This window comes from Streptomyces sp. NPDC043746, from assembly GCF_056436485.1.
This window is the reverse complement of sequence record NZ_JBWKCM010000005.1, coordinates 249,480-265,184: the sequence shown is the minus strand read 5'-3', so window position 1 is coordinate 265,184 and position 15,705 is coordinate 249,480. Positions and strand designations below refer to the sequence as shown.

12 protein-coding genes and 1 pseudogene are annotated in these 15,705 nt (G+C 73.3%); 3 read left to right on the top strand and 10 right to left on the bottom strand.

Annotated features, from left to right (window positions below):
• Positions 1-67 precede the first annotated feature (67 nt).
• Positions 68-658 (top strand): annotated as a pseudogene (locus AC0682_RS08400) (phosphatase PAP2 family protein); the annotation flags it as partial.
• 87 nt (positions 659-745) lie between these two features.
• Here AC0682_RS08400 and AC0682_RS08395 read toward each other — a convergent pair.
• From AC0682_RS08395 to AC0682_RS08360, 8 genes are all read right to left on the bottom strand, one after another.
• Entirely contained in the window at positions 746-1,459 is a 714-nt protein-coding gene (locus AC0682_RS08395) for a response regulator (RefSeq protein ID WP_478531680.1), read from the bottom strand.
• 7 nt (positions 1,460-1,466) lie between these two features.
• The gene (locus tag AC0682_RS08390; RefSeq protein ID WP_478531754.1) at positions 1,467-2,849 is read right to left on the bottom strand and encodes a sensor histidine kinase; all 1,383 of its coding nucleotides are present in this window, start codon (positions 2,847-2,849) and stop codon (positions 1,467-1,469) included.
• A gap of 125 nt (positions 2,850-2,974) precedes the next feature.
• Positions 2,975-3,595 carry a DUF4291 domain-containing protein gene (locus tag AC0682_RS08385; protein WP_478531679.1) on the bottom strand — a complete coding sequence of 207 codons (621 nt, stop codon included), beginning with the start codon at positions 3,593-3,595 and terminating at the stop codon, positions 2,975-2,977.
• An 80-nt stretch (positions 3,596-3,675) separates the two neighbouring features.
• On the bottom strand, positions 3,676-5,178 hold the full coding sequence (gene mmsA / locus AC0682_RS08380) for a CoA-acylating methylmalonate-semialdehyde dehydrogenase (RefSeq protein ID WP_254812522.1): 1,503 nt from the start codon (positions 5,176-5,178) through the stop codon (positions 3,676-3,678).
• Between the two features lie 73 nt (positions 5,179-5,251).
• Positions 5,252-7,297 carry a 3D-(3,5/4)-trihydroxycyclohexane-1,2-dione acylhydrolase (decyclizing) gene (gene iolD, locus AC0682_RS08375; protein ID WP_478531677.1) on the bottom strand — a complete coding sequence of 682 codons (2,046 nt, stop codon included), beginning with the start codon at positions 7,295-7,297 and terminating at the stop codon, positions 5,252-5,254.
• A complete protein-coding gene (gene iolB, locus AC0682_RS08370; RefSeq protein WP_478531676.1) occupies positions 7,294-8,322 on the bottom strand; it encodes a 5-deoxy-glucuronate isomerase in 1,029 nt (342 codons plus the stop codon). The genes iolD and iolB overlap by 4 nt, the downstream gene beginning before the upstream one ends.
• Positions 8,323-8,331: 9 nt before the next feature.
• Positions 8,332-9,351 carry a Cgl0159 family (beta/alpha)8-fold protein gene (locus tag AC0682_RS08365; protein WP_478531674.1) on the bottom strand — a complete coding sequence of 340 codons (1,020 nt, stop codon included), beginning with the start codon at positions 9,349-9,351 and terminating at the stop codon, positions 8,332-8,334.
• Positions 9,348-10,598, bottom strand: coding sequence for a 5-dehydro-2-deoxygluconokinase (locus tag AC0682_RS08360; RefSeq protein WP_478531673.1), 1,251 nt, complete (start codon positions 10,596-10,598; stop codon positions 9,348-9,350). Before AC0682_RS08360 ends, AC0682_RS08365 begins: the two co-directional genes overlap by 4 nt.
• A gap of 167 nt (positions 10,599-10,765) precedes the next feature.
• Here AC0682_RS08360 and AC0682_RS08355 point away from each other — a divergent pair, with 167 nt between their 5' ends.
• Complete coding sequence (locus tag AC0682_RS08355; RefSeq protein ID WP_478531672.1) at positions 10,766-11,698, top strand: sugar phosphate isomerase/epimerase family protein; 933 nt, start codon at positions 10,766-10,768, stop codon at positions 11,696-11,698.
• Positions 11,699-12,060: 362 nt separating this feature from the next.
• On the top strand, positions 12,061-12,252 hold the full coding sequence (locus tag AC0682_RS08350; protein ID WP_010064909.1) for a helix-turn-helix transcriptional regulator: 192 nt from the start codon (positions 12,061-12,063) through the stop codon (positions 12,250-12,252).
• A gap of 18 nt (positions 12,253-12,270) precedes the next feature.
• On the opposite strand, the gene AC0682_RS08345 is transcribed toward AC0682_RS08350, so the two are convergent.
• Positions 12,271-13,023, bottom strand: coding sequence for a class I SAM-dependent methyltransferase (locus AC0682_RS08345; protein WP_478531753.1), 753 nt, complete (start codon positions 13,021-13,023; stop codon positions 12,271-12,273).
• A gap of 248 nt (positions 13,024-13,271) precedes the next feature.
• Positions 13,272-15,692: an MMPL family transporter gene (locus AC0682_RS08340; RefSeq protein ID WP_478531671.1), complete on the bottom strand. Its 2,421-nt coding sequence runs from the start codon at positions 15,690-15,692 to the stop codon at positions 13,272-13,274.
• Between the last annotated feature and the right edge of the window lie 13 nt (positions 15,693-15,705).

Genomic DNA, 15,705 nt, shown 5'->3' with positions numbered 1-15,705 from the left:
TTCGTCGGGGGGTGCTCCTGCCCTTCGGCCCCCGCGCCGGGCCGTCGCCCCTCCGTACGTTCGCCGCATGGCACAGCACACACAACAACACCACTGGCCGGCCCGGCTGTTCGGATCGTTCACCCTGACGGCTACGGCGGCGGCCGTGATCGCGATGCTCTCCCCCGGCGGCCTGGGGCGGCCCGGCCCGACCGAGGTCACGGGCGGGGCGTCCGTCTCCGCGTACCGCTCGCTGACGGAAGCGGTCGGTGATGCGCCGGGCTGGGCGGGGCCCCTGTTGGAGCTGTCGTCGGAGGCCACACTGATCGTCCTCGGCCTGCTGCTGCTCGGGATCTGCTGGACCGGCGTACGCCGGAGGCATCCGGACACGGTGGCGGGGGCCGTGCTCGTCGGCGCCGGGACCGTGGTGGCGTACGCCGTCAGCGAGGTGCTGAAGCTGGTCTTCGACGAGGAGCGGCCGTGCCGGGCACTGGACGGTGCCGAGGCGGTCGCCGCGTGCCCGGCACCGGGCGACTGGTCGTTCCCCAGCAACCACGCCACCCTGGCCGCCGCCCTCGCGGTCGGGCTGGCCGTGCGGCGGCCCCGACTGGCCGCGGTGACCCTGCCGTTGGCGGTGGCGGCGGCGCTGCTGCGGGTCCTGGTCGGCGTCCACTATCCGCACGACGTGGTCGCCGGCGCGCTGCTCGGCGGTGCGGTGGTCGCCTCGGTGCTCCTGATGCTGATGCGCCCCGCCGGTCTGCTCGCCTCAGCGCTGCTCGGGCGGTGGTGGGGGCAGGACCCCGGCCTCGTGGGCGACGACGGCCGCCGCGGCCCGGTTGTCGACGCCGAGGCGGGCCAGGACGGAGCTGACGTGCGCCTTGACCGTTCCTTCGACCAGATGCAGCCGCCGGGCGATCTGCCCGTTGGACAGTCCGCCGCCGAGGTGCGCCAGCACTTCGCGCTCCCTGGGCGTCAGCCCGGCGATCCGCTCCCGGGCGGCGTCCCGTCGTTCGGCCAGGGCCCCGGCCCGGGTGGATGCGAGGTGCGCGACCACCCGGGCGGTGACCTTCGGTGAGAGGTAGGCGGCGCCTTCGGCCACGGCCCGCACCCCGGCGACCAGTTCCTCGGGCTCGCCGGACTTGATCAGGAATCCGGCGGCCCCGGCCCCCAGCGCCCGCAGGATGTAGTCGTCCTCGCCGAAGGTGGTCAGCATGACGACGCCGGTATCGGGCAGTGCGCGCCGGATCTCGGCGGCGGCGTCGATGCCGTTGGTGCGCGGCATCCGCACGTCGAGGACGGCCACGTGCGGGCGGTGCGCCCGCACGAGCTCCACGGCCTCGTGCCCGTCGGCCGCCTCGGCGACGACCTCGATGCCCGGGTCGGTGGCGAGCACGGCGCGTACACCGGCCCGGATCATGGGTTCGTCGTCGGCGACGAGCACCCGGATGGGTCCGGCCACCGCCGTGTCGGCCCGGCTCATCGGGCGCTCACGGTGTCAGCGCGTCGCGGGAGACCAGTCTGCCGTCCCGGAAGCAGAGCCGGTACGCGTCGCCGGACCGGTCGTCGGAGCGGTCGGCCGTCATCGCGTAGAACTCGCACGTCACTCCCTGTTCCTGCCGTTCGTCTTCCTCCGGCCCGGCGGGCGTCGGCCGCGCCGCCGTCTGCCGGGCCGGCAGCACCTTCCGGATCTCCGACCGATCCTGCCCCACCCGCAGGCGGGCGTAGTCGCCCGGGTCGAGGACGGACCGGGACGCGGCCACGGTCTCCCACGTCCCGACCACGGCGAGCAGCACCGCGCCCGCCGCCAGCGGCACGGTCAGCGCGGTGAGCAAGGTGCGGGGGACGCGCCGCCGGGCCCGCCGGTAGCCCGGGGGCGCGGGGCTCTCCCGGTCGTCGGCGGGCAGCGGCGGGATGTGCGCGGGGGTACGGTGGGGCAGCCGGGCGGCGACGGCGAAGCCGCCGCCCCGGGGTCCGTGGTCGAGGGATCCGCCGACGTGGCGGACGCGTTCGTCGAGCCCGATGAGCCCGCGTCCGCCGTTGCCGGGAGGTGGGGTGGACGGTTGCCGGGCCGTAGGAGCCCCGTTGCGGACCGTCACCCGGGTCTCCCTCGCCGTGTGCGACAGTTCGACGCTCACGGATGCCCCGGGCGCGTGCTTGGCCGCGTTCGTCAGGGCCTCCTGCACGACCCGGTGCGCGGCGCGCCCGACGGTGGGCGGCAGCCCCGACGCGTCGCCGTCCACGGAGAGTTCGACCGGGAGCCCGGAGGCGGCCGCGTCCCCGACGAGCCGGGCGATGTCGGAGTCCCCCGGCCCCTGGGGCGGGCTCTCGCTCTCCTCGCGGAGGACGCCGATGACCTCGCCGAGGCGTTCCACCGCTGCCGCCGCCCTGCCCCGGATGTCCTGGGCGGCCTGCCGGTGCCGCTCGTCCAGGCCGGGCGCCAGTTTCAGGGCCCCGGCCGACAGGGCGATCAGACTCAGATCGTGGCCCAGCACGTCGTGCATGTCCCGGGCGATCCGGGCCCGCTCCAGCAGCCGCGCCTGCTCGGCGACCAACTGCCGCTCCCGTTCCATCTGTTCGGCCCGCTCCCAGTCGGCCCGGACCAGCTCCCGGTACTGGCGGGAGAACCGCCCCACGAACCAGGGCACCAGCACGGCGAGAACGATGACCGCGGCGAACTGGGGCGCGAGTGCGAGCAGGGACGGCACGAAGGCCACCGCCATCGCCCCGGCCGCCAAGGCCCCGGCCAGGAACAGGACGACGGTCCTGCCGCGCCCGGACCCCCGCCCGGCGGCGAACGCGGCGATCGCGGTCGGCAGACCCCACCACCACCCCACCAGGCTCAGCGCGCCGAACGCCGCCGCCGCGGGCACCAGCAGACCCCCCGGGTCCGCCCACCGCAGGCCGGGCCGTCCGCCGGCGGTCCTTTTCACGAGGGAGAAGCTGTTCACCAGGGAGAGGTTACGAAGGCCGGGGAGCCGTCCGGCACTGCCGAAAGTCACCTACCCGGCGCCGAGGAACCGCCTCGCACCGGCCGGGGCGCCGCCAGGTCGAGTGGCGTCTCCACCGGCAGCAGGGCCGCGGCCCGCTCCCGCTCCCCCGCCCGGACCGCCGCGTGCACCTCACGGGCGAGCGGGGTGACATCGCGGATGGAGACGGTCCACTCGTCCGCGTACCGCCGGGCGGCCTCGCCGCTGAGGCCGAGCTGGAGGGAGCGGTACGGGAGGGGGTTCAGGTCCAGGTCGCGTTCGGGGTCCCACTGGACCCGGGCCGGGGCGGTGCGCAGGCTCTGCTTCCAGGACGCCTGGTCGGGGTGCGCCTCGCGTACGTAGTGGGAGAGTTCGGCGTGCGCGAGGGCCCATTCCAGGCCGCTCCGGTCGATCTCGACGGCGAGCACCACCTCCTGGCCCTCCTTCGCGCCCCATCCGCAGCGGTACATCATCCACAGGAAGCTGGGCTTGATCCAGGTCATCCGGTCCCGCTTCCACGCGGCGGGGAACCGCCCGTCGCGGGCGGCGGGCAGCCCGATGGCGGGGCGGTACGCCTGGTAGACAGTGACCGTGGTGGCGGTGTGGTGGGCGCGGATCTCGTAACGGGGCGGGAGGGTCGGGGCGTTCATGCGCCCCAGGATGCGGGACACGGCCGCGCCCGGGCATCCGGTTTTGGCCGGATGCCCGGGCGCGGCCGGGGGTACGTCGGTCAGTGGTTGCGCGGGAAGCCCAGGTCGACGCCTGCCGGGGCGTCGGCCGGGTCGGGCCAGCGGGTGGTGGTGACCTTGCCGCGGGTGTAGAAGTGCACGCCGTCGTTGCCGTAGATGTGGTGGTCGCCGAAGAGCGAGTCCTTCCAGCCGCCGAAGGAGTGGTAGCCCACCGGGACCGGGATCGGCACGTTGACGCCGACCATGCCCGCCTGGATCTCCAGCTGGAAGCGGCGGGCCGCGCCGCCGTCGCGGGTGAAGATCGCGGTGCCGTTGCCGAACGGCGAGGCGTTCATGAGGGCGACGCCCTCCTCGTACGTGTCCACGCGGAGCACGCACAGGACAGGGCCGAAGATCTCGTCCTGGTACGCGTCGGAGTCGGTGGAGACCTTGTCCAGGAGGGAGAGGCCGATCCAGTGGCCGTTCTCGAAGCCCTCCACCGTGTGGCCCGTGCCGTCGAGGACGACCTCCGCACCCTGGGCGGCGGCGCCCGTGACGTACGAGGCGACCTTGTCACGGTGGGCGGCGGTGATCAGGGGGCCCATCTCGGAGGTGGGGTCGTTGCCGGGGCCGATCTTGATCTTCTCGGCCCGCTCGCGGATCTTGGCGACCAGCTCGTCCCCGATCGCGCCGACCGCCACGACCGCCGAGATCGCCATGCAGCGCTCACCGGCGGAGCCGTACGCCGCCGAGACCGCCGCGTCGGCCGCCGCGTCCAGGTCGGCGTCCGGGAGGACCAGCATGTGGTTCTTGGCACCGCCGAGGGCCTGGACGCGCTTGCCGTTGGCGGAGGCGGTGGCGTGGATGTAGCGGGCGATGGGGGTGGAGCCGACGAAGGAGACGGCGGCCACGTCGGGGTGGGCGAGGAGGGCGTCCACCGCGACCTTGTCCCCGTGGACGACGTTGAGCACACCGTCCGGAAGGCCCGCTTCGGCCGCCAGCTCGGCCAGCAGGTTGGCCGCCGACGGGTCCTTCTCACTCGGCTTCAGCACGAACGTGTTGCCGCACGCGATCGCCAGCGGGAACATCCACATCGGCACCATGGCCGGGAAGTTGAACGGGGTGATGCCCGCGACCACGCCCAGCGGCTGGCGGATCGAGGAGACGTCGACCCGGTTGGAGACCTGCGTGGACAGCTCGCCCTTGAGCTGCGTGGTGATCCCGCACGCCAGCTCGACGATCTCCAGGCCCCGGGCGACCTCGCCCAGCGCGTCCGAGTGCACCTTGCCGTGCTCGGCGGTGATCAGCGCGGCGATGTCGTCGCGGCGGGCGTCCAGCAGCGCGCGGTAGCGGAAGAGGATCGCGGTGCGCTGGGCGAGCGAGGAGGTGCCCCAGGCGGCGTACGCGGCCTTCGCCGCCGTCACGGCCGCGTCGACCTCCTCCGCCGAGGCCAGCGCCACCTGCGTGGTCACCTCGCCGGTGGCCGGGTCCGTGACCGGACCGTACGCGCCCGACGTGCCCTCCACTGTCTTGCCGCCGATCCAGTGGTTGACGGTCTTCGTCATGACGTACTCCTTCGGACTTCAGGCTTCGGCCGGGCTTCGGGCCTCAGCGCCTGAGGCGGGCGCGGGGCTGGTTTCACAGGTGGCGGCGTCGGGCGGCGACCTGGCGTTCGTACTTCTCACGGGCCTCGACCGCCGCCGGTCGGCCCGCGGTCTCGGCCACCGGAACATCCCACCACGCCTGTGCCGGAGGGGGGCCCGACACAGTGTCGGGCGTTTCGGTCTCGACGTAGACACAAGTGGGGCCCGTGGCGTCGCGGGCCTCCGCGAGGGCTTTGCGCAGGTCGTCGACGGTGGTGGCGCGCAGCACGTGCAGGCCGAGGGAGGCCGCGTTGGCGGCGAGGTCGACGGGGAGCGGCGGGCCGGTGAAGCCGCCGTCGGGGTCGCGCTGGCGGTAGGCCGTGCCGAAGCGCTCGCCGCCGACCGCCTCGGAGAGGCCGCCGATGGAGGCGTAGCCGTGGTTCTGGAGGATCACCAGTTTCAGCGGCAGGTTCTCCTGGACGGCGGTGACGATCTCGGTCGGGTTCATCAGGTACGTGCCGTCACCGACGAGCGCCCAGACGGGTCGGGTCCGCTCCTGGGCTCCGGTCGCGAGGAGGACGCCGAGCGCGGCCGGGATCTCGTAACCCATGCAGGAGTAGCCGTACTCCACGTGGTACTGGTCGCGGGAGCGGGCGCGCCAGAGCTTGTGCAGGTCGCCGGGGAGCGAGCCCGCGGCGTTGATGAGGATGTCCTCCTCGGTGACGAGGGTGTCGAGCAGGCCGAGGACCTGGGTCTGGGTGGGGCGCGCGGTGGGGTCGGGGGTGGCGAAGGACGCTTCGACCCGCTCCTCCCAGGCCTCCTTCGCGCCGGTGTACTCCGTCTCGTACGCCGGGTCGACCCGGTATCCCCGTCCGGCGAGTGCGCTGGTGAGCGCCTCCAGGCCCGTGCGGGCGTCGGCGACGAGCGGGAGGGCGGCGAGCTTGTGGGCGTCGAAGCCGGTGATGTTGAGGTTGAGGAAGCGGACGTTCGGGTTGGCGAAGAGGGTGCTGGAAGCGGTGGTGAAGTCCGTGTACCGGGTGCCGACACCGATCACCAGGTCGGCGGTGCGGGCCAGCTCGTCGGCGGTGGCGGTGCCGGTGTGGCCGATACCGCCGATGTCCGCCGGGTGGTCGTGGCGCAGGGACCCCTTGCCGGCCTGGGTGGAGGCGACCGGGATGCGGGTGGCGGCGGTGAACGCGGCGAGGGTCTCCTCGGCCCCGCTGTGGCGGACCCCGCCGCCCGCGACGATCAGGGGGCGGCGGGCGGAGCGCACCGCCCGTACCGCCGCTTCCAGTTCGGCCGCGTCGGGCGCCGGCCTGCGGACCGGCCAGACCCGCTCCGCGAAGAACTCCTCCGGCCAGTCGTACGCCTCCGCCTGCACGTCCTGCGGCAGCGCCAGCGTCACCGCGCCGGTCTCGGCGGGGTCAGCCAGCACCCGCATCGCCTGGAGGACCGCCGGAACCAGCGCTTCGGGGCGGGTGACGCGGTCGAAGTAGCGCGAGACGGGCCGCAGGCAGTCGTTGACCGACACATCACCGGCGTACGGCACTTCGAGCTGTTGCAGTACGGGGTCGGCGGGCCGGGTCGCGAAGGTGTCGCCGGGGAGGAGCAGGACGGGGAGGTGGTTGATCGTGGCGAGGGCGGCGCCGGTGACGAGGTTGGTGGCGCCCGGGCCGATGGAGGTGGTCACCGCGTGGGCGGAGAGCCGGCCGGACTGCCGGGCGTATCCCACGGCCGCGTGCACCATGGCCTGTTCGTTGCGGCCCTGGAGGTACGGCATCCGGGGCGCGGCCCGGTACCCGTCGCCGTTGCCCCTGACGTCTCCGTTGCTCTTGCCGTGGCCGTCGCCGACTCCGTTGCCCGCCTCCACGAGCGCCTGGCCGATGCCCGCGACGTTGCCGTGGCCGAAGATGCCCCAGGTCGCGTTGATCAGGCGGTGGCGGCGGCCGTCGCGCTCGGTGTACTGGCGGGCGAGGAAGGCGACCAGGGCCTGAGCGGTGGTCAGACGGCGGGTTCGGGGGCGCGGGTTCGCGGAACGCCCGCCCGCGGGGCCGGTGAAACGCGTCGGGCTCGCGGGGCTCTCGGGACTCGTCGGGGTCAACCTGATACCTCCGGGCCGGGCGACGGGCGCACCGTGTCCGGGCGGGCCGTCTGCGGATGCGCCGTGTACAGCGGCAGTCTGGCGTCCACCGGTTCGTGTCGCCAGGTGTCGCGGATCCATCCGTGGTCCGGATGGTCGCGGATCAGCCAGGCCCGCTCCTCCCCCGGCCCCGCCATGACGTTCAGGTAGTACAGCGTGCGGCCGGGCGGGGCGATGGACGGGCCGTGCCAGCCGTCGGGGATGAGGACCGCGTCGCCGCCGGCCACCTCGGCGAGGACATCCGCACCGCCCTCGCGCGACGGGGAGACCCGGTGGTAGCCGAGGCCGCCGCCCTCCACCTCGAAGTAGTAGATCTCCTCCAGTTCGCACTCCTCGCCCGGGACGTGCTCGTCGTGCTTGTGGGGCGGGTAGGAGGACCAGTTGCCGCCGGGCGTGAGGACTTCCACGGCGATCAGGCGGTCGCAGGCGAAGGTGTCGGCCGCCGCGAAGTTGTTGACCTGGCGCGAGCAGGTGCCGCTGCCGCGCAGTTCGACGGGTACCTCCGGCGCGGGGCCGTAGCGAGCGGGGAGTCGTCGCTCGCACTTCGCTCCTGCCAGGGCGAAGCGGCCTCCTGCGCCGGAGGAGATCTGCACCCGGTCGTCGCGCGGCACGTAGGCGAAATCGCTCACCCCGCTGAACACGCTTTCCCGGCCCAGCAGTTCAAATGTGCCACCTGCCGTATGCACCGTACAGCCACCGGTCAACGGCAGGACGATCCACTCGCACTCCCCGGTGACGAGCGTATGAACTCCGCCCGGCTCCAGCTCCAGAACGCGGAGACTGGACCGGTCCCATCCGGCCATTTTCGGGTCGATGTCCAGGACATAGGGCCCGCGCGCGGCGCTGCCGGAGGGCAGATGACGCCTCCCGGCGCGGCGCTCCGGGTACGGATCCCCGTACGGGTCCTGCTGCCGGTGGCCCTGGTGCCGGTCGTACTGCTGCCGGTGGCCCTCGTGCCGGTCGTCCTCGTGATGGTGCGTGTCCATACCCACTCCCTACCCGTCCCGGCCCGGCTGCAGCAGCGATACGGCGGTGTCGACGGCAGCGGCCACGTCTCCGTCGACCGGGTAGAGCAGTGAACGTCCCACGACCAGCCCCCGCACGGTCGGCAGCCGCAGCGCCTCGCGCCACCTCCCGTACGCCCCGTCCAGGTCGTCGCCCACCTCCCCGCCGAGCAGCACGGCGGGGAGCGTGGAGGTCTCCATGACCCGGGCCATGTCCTCCGGCTCCTCCGTGACGGGGACCTTGAGCCAGGTGTACGCGGAGGTCCCGGCCAGGCCCGACGCGATGGCGATGGAGGTGGCGACGGCGGCGGCGCTCAGGTCGTTGCGGAGGCGGCCGTCCGCGCGTCGGCAGAGGAACGGCTCGACGAAGACGGGCAGCCGCAGCGCGGCCATCGCGTCGATGGTGCGGGCGGCGGCGTGCAGGGTGTCCAGGGAGCCGGGGTCCTCGTGGTCGATGCGGAGCAGCAGCTTCCCCGCGTCGAACCCGTGGCGGACCAGGTCCTGGGGGCGGTGCCCGGTGAATCGGTCGTCCAACTCGAAGGCAGCGCCCGCGAGCCCGCCCCGGTTCATGGAGCCCATGACGACCTTGTCCTCCAGCGCGCCGAGGAGGAGCAGGTCCTCCAGGACGTCGGCGGAGGCGAGGACCCCGTCGACCCCGGGGCGGGAGAGGGCGAGGCGGAGCCTCTGGAGCAGCTCGAACCGGTTGGCCATGGCAAGCGCCCGGCCCCCGACGGCGAGGGCGCCGCGCGCGGGATGGTCGGCGGCGATGATCATCAGCCGGCCGGGGTGGTCCGCACCGCCGCGGGCGGTCTCGCCACCGGGGCCGGGGGCACTGCCGCGCGCGGGGGCGGTCCCGCTGTCGGTGCCGGGGGCGGAGTCGGTGCCGGGGGCGGAGTCGGCCTTACGGAGCAGGGGGCGCCGCTTGCGCCGCGCGGCGGCTTCGGCCACCGCTTCGGGGCGCTCGGCGCGGAGCCGGACGAGATCGTGGACCGAGGGCGCGGCCGGGCTCATGAGGCCGCCCCGGAAGGCCCGGAAGCCCGGCCTTCCGCGCGCGCTCCCGAGGGCCCGGTCGCGGAGGACCCGGACGGCCTGGTCGCGAAAGGCCCGGACTCGGAAGGCCCGGACACGCGGTCCGCCGGGACGGCCCCCGCCGCGAGCGCCCGTTCCACCTCGCCGGGGAAGGGCATGGCGGAGGAGCAGGCGAGGCGGGAGGCGACGATGGCCCCGGCGGCGTTGGCGTACCGCATGATCCGGCCGAGGGCCCACCCGGCCAGCAGCCCGTGGCAGAGCGCCCCGCCGAACGCGTCCCCGGCGCCGAGCCCGTTGACGACCTCCACCGGCAGCGGCGGCACATCAGCGGTGGCGCCGTCGCGGTGGACGGCGAGGACCCCCTTCGGCCCCTGTTTGACGACGGCCAGCTCCACCCCGGCCGCAAGGAGGGCGTGGGCGGCGGCGTGCGGATCACGCTCGCCGGTCGCGATCTCGCACTCGTCGATGTTGCCGACGGCGACAGTGGCGTGGGCGAGGGCTTCCCGGTAGCGGGCGCGCGCCACCGAGCCCCGGTCCCCGCCGTCCCAGAACATGGGCCGCCAGTCCAGGTCGAACACGGTGGCGGTCGCGGAGGCGGTGCCGGCAGAGCCCGTGCCCGTGCCCGTGCCCAAGGCTGTGTCCGTGCCTGTGCCTGCGCCTGCGCCTGCGCCTGCGCCCAAGGCTGTGTCCGTGCCCGTGGCCGAGGCTGTGCCCGTGTTAGTGGCCGTACAGCGCTCCCCGGCCCGGTCCTCGGTGCGGGCCCGGAGCGCCGCCAGCGTCGCGGCCCGGCTGGGCTCGGCGCTGAGGCCCGTACCGGTCATCCAGAAGATCCGGGCGGCCCGCACCGCGTCCAGGTCGAGTTCCGACGGGTGGATCTCCAGGTCGGGTGCCTTGGGCTGCCGATAGAAGTAGAGGGGGAAGTCGTCCGGTGGGAAGACCTCACAGAAGGTGACCGGGGTCGGGTACGCATCGACCGGCGTCACCCACCGGTCGTCCACCCCGAAGCCCCGCAGCTCCTGGTGGAGGTAGTCCCCGAAGGCGTCCCGGCCCGTCCGGGTGATCACCGCCGTCCGCCGCCCCAGACGCGCCGCCGCCACCGCGACGTTCGTCGGGGAGCCGCCGAGGAACTTGCCGAACGTCCCGACCCGGGCGAGCGGCACCCCGATGTCCAGGGGGTAGAGGTCGACCCCGATCCGCCCCATGGTGACCACGTCGTACGGCTCAGGCATCGCGCATCCCTTCGGCCTCCGTCCCCGCCCCTCGTTCCGCCTCCCGTGCGCCCCACCGGCCGGCTGCTCCCAGGTCTAGTCCCCGCCCGGGAGCCCTGTCAATATTTTGTCCGGACATTCGGACGAACTCTTGACACTCATCCGTACGGCCCGCGACGCTGGCCGATATGACCCCCTCCGCACCCTCTTCGGCCCGCATCCGCATCGGCTCGGCTCCCGACTCGTGGGGCGTGTGGTTCCCCGACGACCCGCGACAGGTGCCCTGGCAACGCTTCCTGGACGAGGTGGCGGAGGCCGGGTACGAGTGGATCGAGCTGGGTCCGTACGGCTATCTGCCCACCGACCCGGCCCGGCTGGCGGACGAGACCCGCAGCCGTGGGCTGACCGTCTCCGCCGGCACCGTCTTCACCGGATTGCACCACGGGCCCGACGTCTGGGACCGGACCTGGGCGCATGTCGCGGAGATCGCCGAACTGACCCGGGCCATGGGCGCCGAACATCTCGTCGTCATCCCCTCCTTCTGGCGCGACGACCGAACGGGAGAGGTCCTGGAGGACCGCACGCTCACCCCCGCGCAGTGGCGGGATCTGACGGTCCAGACAGAGCGGCTCGGCCGGGAGGTCCGGGAGCGCTACGGGCTCCGCATCGTCGTCCACCCGCACGCGGACACCCATATCGACGGCGAGGAGAACGTGGCCCGCTTCCTCGACGCCACCGACCCCTCCCTGGTCTCGCTCTGCCTGGACACCGGGCACTACGCCTACTGCGGCGGCGACAGCGTCGAGCTCATCGAGACGTACGGGGAGCGCCTCGGCTACCTCCACCTCAAGCAGGTCGACCCCGAGATCCTGGCGGCGGTGGTGGCGGACGAGGTCCCGTTCGGCCCGGCCGTGGCCCGGGGCGTGATGTGCGAACCCCCCGGAGGCGTGCCCGCCCTGGAGCCGATCCTGGCGGCGGCGCGCGACCTGGACGTCGACCTGTTCGCGATCGTGGAGCAGGACATGTACCCGTGCGACCCGGACAAGCCGCTCCCGATCGCGCGCCGCACCCGCGCGTTCCTCCGCTCCTGCGGAGGTCCCGGCTCCGGCTCGGCCGTCTGACACCGCAGCCCCGCCAGATCCCCGCACCCCCTCGGACTCCCGTACGCCCTTCGTTCCGCTCCCGGATCGGATCGGCGTGCCCGCAGAGGCGCGCACCCGGGACTGACAACGCCCGCCCTCCGCACCGCAGTCAGTGAGCGGGCGAGCGGGCGAGTGCCTGCGTGCGTGAGCGTGAGTGAGTGAGCCAGTCAGCCATTCACCCCTTCTGTCACAACAGTCACCGTTTCGCGACACATATCTCCGTTACGCGGGTTCTCCGTCACAGGCGGACCACAGCCCCACCCCGCCTGCCGTTGGAGGTCGTTCAACCGAGCACAGGCTTGAGTGATCACCGAACAGAGCAGCGCAGAGAGGTGTCACGGATGACGGACAGAACACTCTGGTCCTACAAGGACATTGCCGCCCACATCCAGGTCCAGCCGGACACCGTCCGCTCCTATCGCAAACACGGCCTCCTCCCCCCGCCCGACCAGGTGAAGAACGGAAAGCCCTACTGGTACGGAGACACCGTCCGCGCCTGGGTCGCCTCCCGCCCCCGCAACCGCGGCCGCTGACCCGCATCCCCTCTCCCCTCACTCCTCTTTGCGGAACAGCGCCGTCCAGAGGAAGGGCTCACCGAAGAGCGGCGAGTCGGGCGTCTCGTCGCGCATGCGGCGCAGCTCGATCTCCGTCAGGCCAGGGAGCGAGAAGATGCGGCGCAACTCCTCGGGGGTGTAGGCGAGTCCGCCGCCCAGGCCCCCCTGTCGGTAGAACTCCACGTCCGGCAGCTCGGAGCCCATGCCGCCCTCCCCCGCGGCGAAGCAAGTGAGCGCGAAGTGGCCGCCGGGGGCGAGGCAGCGGTCCAGGAGGGCGAGATAGCTGATGCGCCGGTGGGGCGGCAGGTGGTGGAAACACCCGGAGTCGTAGATCAGGTCGTACGGGCCTGCCGCCTCCGCCCCCCGCGCTGTCAGGGCGAAGGCGTCACCGAGGTGGAACCGCGCCTCCGCCCCCGACGCCCCGGCGCGTCGCTCCTCGGCCCAGGCGATCGCCGCCGGGGAGAGGTCGATGCCGTCGACGCCGAAGCCGAGCGCGGCCAGCCGGTGGGCGTTGCGCCCGGGGCCGCAGCCCAGCTCAAGCGCGCGGCCCGGCCTGATCAGCCCCCGTTCGACGTACGAGACGAGGTTCTCGTCCGGCTTGTCCACGAAGAAGGGCACCGGCTTCGAGCGGTCCTCGTAGAAGGCGTCCCACCATGAGGCGGCCTCGGTGGTCCAGCGGTGCGCTTCGGGTGCGAACAGGTCGTCAAGAAGTGTCATCACATCGTCCGTCGTGCGGATGTCGCGGCCCATCAGGTTCCCCTTCTTCATGCACCGATCTTAGTGATCGGGAGGAAGAAATCCCAGGTCAAGGCTGGTTCGAGGAGGGCGCAGGAGGCGCCTGGAGGGGGCGTGCCCGGGTGGCCGACCTCCGCCCCCTGCCGCCTGGCCGCCACCCACCGCACGCACCCTCACGGCCCGCCGGCGGGGCCTCCACGGCCGACCCGAGACCCCTTTCCGAACCGGTTCGCGGGTTGGCCGTTGGAGTGGCCCTCGGGCGTCTACGCCCCCGTGGTGACCTTCTCCCCCTCCCGGGCCGCCCCGGGTATCACCCCGTCGGCCGGGGGCTCCTCCGGGCCGCCGGGCCCGCTCTCCGCACCGGAGGCGGCCGGTGCCGATTCCCCTTCACTGAGGCCGAACCTCTGATGGAAGGCGCGCAGAGGCCTGGGTGCCCACCAGGTGGCGTGGCCCGTCAGCTTCATGACTGCCGGGACCAGCAGGCTGCGGACCACCATGGCGTCCATCAGGACGGCCAGGGCGATCCCGAGCCCCAGCATCTTGGTGTTGGTGACCCGTGAGGTGCCGATGGCAACCATCACGACCGCCAGGATCACTGCGGCCGCGGTGATCAGGCCGCCGGTGCGGGACAGTCCGAAGGTCACCGAGCGCTCGTGGTCCCCGGTGCGGTCGTACTCCTCCTTGATGCGGGAGAGCAGGAAGACCCCGTAATCCATGGAGAGGCCGAAGGCCACGCAGAACATCAGGACGGGCAGGGTCGTCTCTATGTCCCCCGTACTGGTGAAGGCGAGGACCCCGGAGAGGTTTCCGTCCTGGAAGACCCAGACCACCGCGCCGAACATCGCCGTCAGGCTGAGGGCGTTGAGCACGACCGCCTGGAGCGGGATGAGCACACTGCCGGTGAGCAGGAAGACCAGGAGCAGCGTCACCACGACGATGAGGCCGATCGCCCACGGCAGCCGGTCCGCGATGGCGTCCTTGGAGTCGACGAGGACTGCCGCGGTGCCGGTCACCGAGGTGTCGAGGGAGCCGGCGGGTATCGCGCGCAGGTCCCGTACGAGCTGCTGGGTCTCCTGTCCGACCGCCTCGCCCTCCGGCAGCACGCTGAAGTAGGCGACCGAGTCCCCCGTGACCGGGCCGTCGACGCGCTGCACGCCCGGGACCTTCTCGACCCGCCCCTTGAGGGCCGCGTAGGCGGCGGGCGTCCCCTCCCCCTCGACCAGCAGCTCCAGACCGCCGCCCGGGCTGCCGGGGAAGCCGTCCCTGATGTGCTCCTGGACCACCCGGGACTCGGCCCCGGCGGGGAGCTGGCGGTCGTCCGCCGTACCGAACGTGACGCCGAGGAAGGGCAGCCCGAGAAGCACGAGCCCCACCGTCGTGACGATGGCGAAGACGGGGGCCCTGCGCATCACCAGCCGGGCGAAGCGCGCCCACCCCTCCCCGGACTCCTCGGCGGCGACCGCCGCGCCGGGCCCGCGCTTGCGCCCCCGGCGCAGCAGGCGGCGCAGGTCGAGCGCGTTGACCCGGTGGCCCAGCAGCATGAACGCGGCGGGCAGCAGAATGAGTGCGGCGGCCGCCGCCAGCAGGACCACGGCGATCCCGGCGTAGGCGAAGGACCGCAGGAAGTACTGCGGGAAGACGAGCATGGCCGACAGGGACACGGCCACGGTCAGCGCCGAGAAGAGCACCGTGCGCCCGGCCGTACGCAGTGTGGTGCCGACCGCCGTCCGGGTGTCGGCCCCGGCGTCCAGCTCCTCGCGGAAGCGGCGGACGATGAACAGGGCGTAGTCGATGGCCAGTCCGAGGCCGAGAGCCGTGGTGAGGTTCATGGCGAAGACCGAGACGTCGGTGAACTCGGTCAGACCGCGCAGCACGGCGTTGGTGCCGAGGATGGCGACGATGCCGACGAGGAGCGGCAGCAGGGCTGCGACCGCGCTGCCGAAGACCATGACCAACAGGACGAGCGTCACCGGCAGGGCGATCAGCTCGGCCCGCAGCAGGTCCTCCTGGATGATCGTCTGCATCTCGTGCTGGACGGCGACGGGCCCGCCGACCGAGACCGTCACCGGCCCGCTCTTCCCGGCGAAGTCGGGCGCGATCCGTTCGAGCGTCTTGCCCGCCTCCGTCTCGTCACCGCCGATCCGGGCCGCGATCAGTGCTTCGCGGCCGTCCTCGGCGCGCAGGGCGGGTGCCTTGGTCTGCCAGTACGAGGTGACCCCCGATATGCCCGGCTCACCGGCGAGCCGCTCGCCGATCCTGGCGGCCTCCGCGGCCACCGCGGGGTCGTCGACGGAGGCGGTTCCGCTGCCCACCAGCAGGAGCAGGTTGGGCTGCGAGGCGGGGAACTCCCGCTCCAGCGCCTCGGTCGCGTACGACGACTCGGCGTCGGGGGCCTGCCAGCCACCGCTGCCCATCCGGTCGGCCACCCCGCTCCCGGCGAACACGGCGAGGGCGGTGATCACCAGGGCGGCCAGCAGCGCGAGCCGGGGCCTGGCGGTGACGAACCGGGTCCAGCCCCCGACGGGCCGCGCACCGGACGGACCGGACCGGCTGGACGGACCGGACCGGCCGGAGGCGCCGGACGCACCGGATGCTCCGGACGAACCCGATGAACCCGATGAACCGGATGCTCCGGACGGGCCAGGCGGGCGGGCCGAACCGGGTGGACCGTTGACTGCGGACATGGTGCGGTGTCCC

Bases quoted from the DNA above. Each gene is read 5' to 3' on its own strand.
- mmsA (WP_254812522.1), bottom strand. From the start codon at position 5,178: ATGACGAAGACCGTCAACCACTGGATCGGCGGCAAGACAGTGGAGGGC.
- AC0682_RS08340 (WP_478531671.1), bottom strand. From the start codon at position 15,692: ATGTCCGCAGTCAACGGTCCACCCGGTTCGGCCCGCCCGCCTGGCCCG.
- AC0682_RS08360 (WP_478531673.1), bottom strand. From the start codon at position 10,598: ATGCCTGAGCCGTACGACGTGGTCACCATGGGGCGGATCGGGGTCGAC.
- AC0682_RS08350 (WP_010064909.1), top strand. From the start codon at position 12,061: ATGACGGACAGAACACTCTGGTCCTACAAGGACATTGCCGCCCACATC.
- AC0682_RS08395 (WP_478531680.1), bottom strand. From the start codon at position 1,459: ATGAGCCGGGCCGACACGGCGGTGGCCGGACCCATCCGGGTGCTCGTC.
- AC0682_RS08385 (WP_478531679.1), bottom strand. From the start codon at position 3,595: ATGAACGCCCCGACCCTCCCGCCCCGTTACGAGATCCGCGCCCACCAC.
- iolB (WP_478531676.1), bottom strand. From the start codon at position 8,322: ATGGACACGCACCATCACGAGGACGACCGGCACGAGGGCCACCGGCAG.
- AC0682_RS08365 (WP_478531674.1), bottom strand. From the start codon at position 9,351: ATGAGCCCGGCCGCGCCCTCGGTCCACGATCTCGTCCGGCTCCGCGCC.
- AC0682_RS08345 (WP_478531753.1), bottom strand. From the start codon at position 13,023: ATGGGCCGCGACATCCGCACGACGGACGATGTGATGACACTTCTTGAC.
- AC0682_RS08355 (WP_478531672.1), top strand. From the start codon at position 10,766: ATGACCCCCTCCGCACCCTCTTCGGCCCGCATCCGCATCGGCTCGGCT.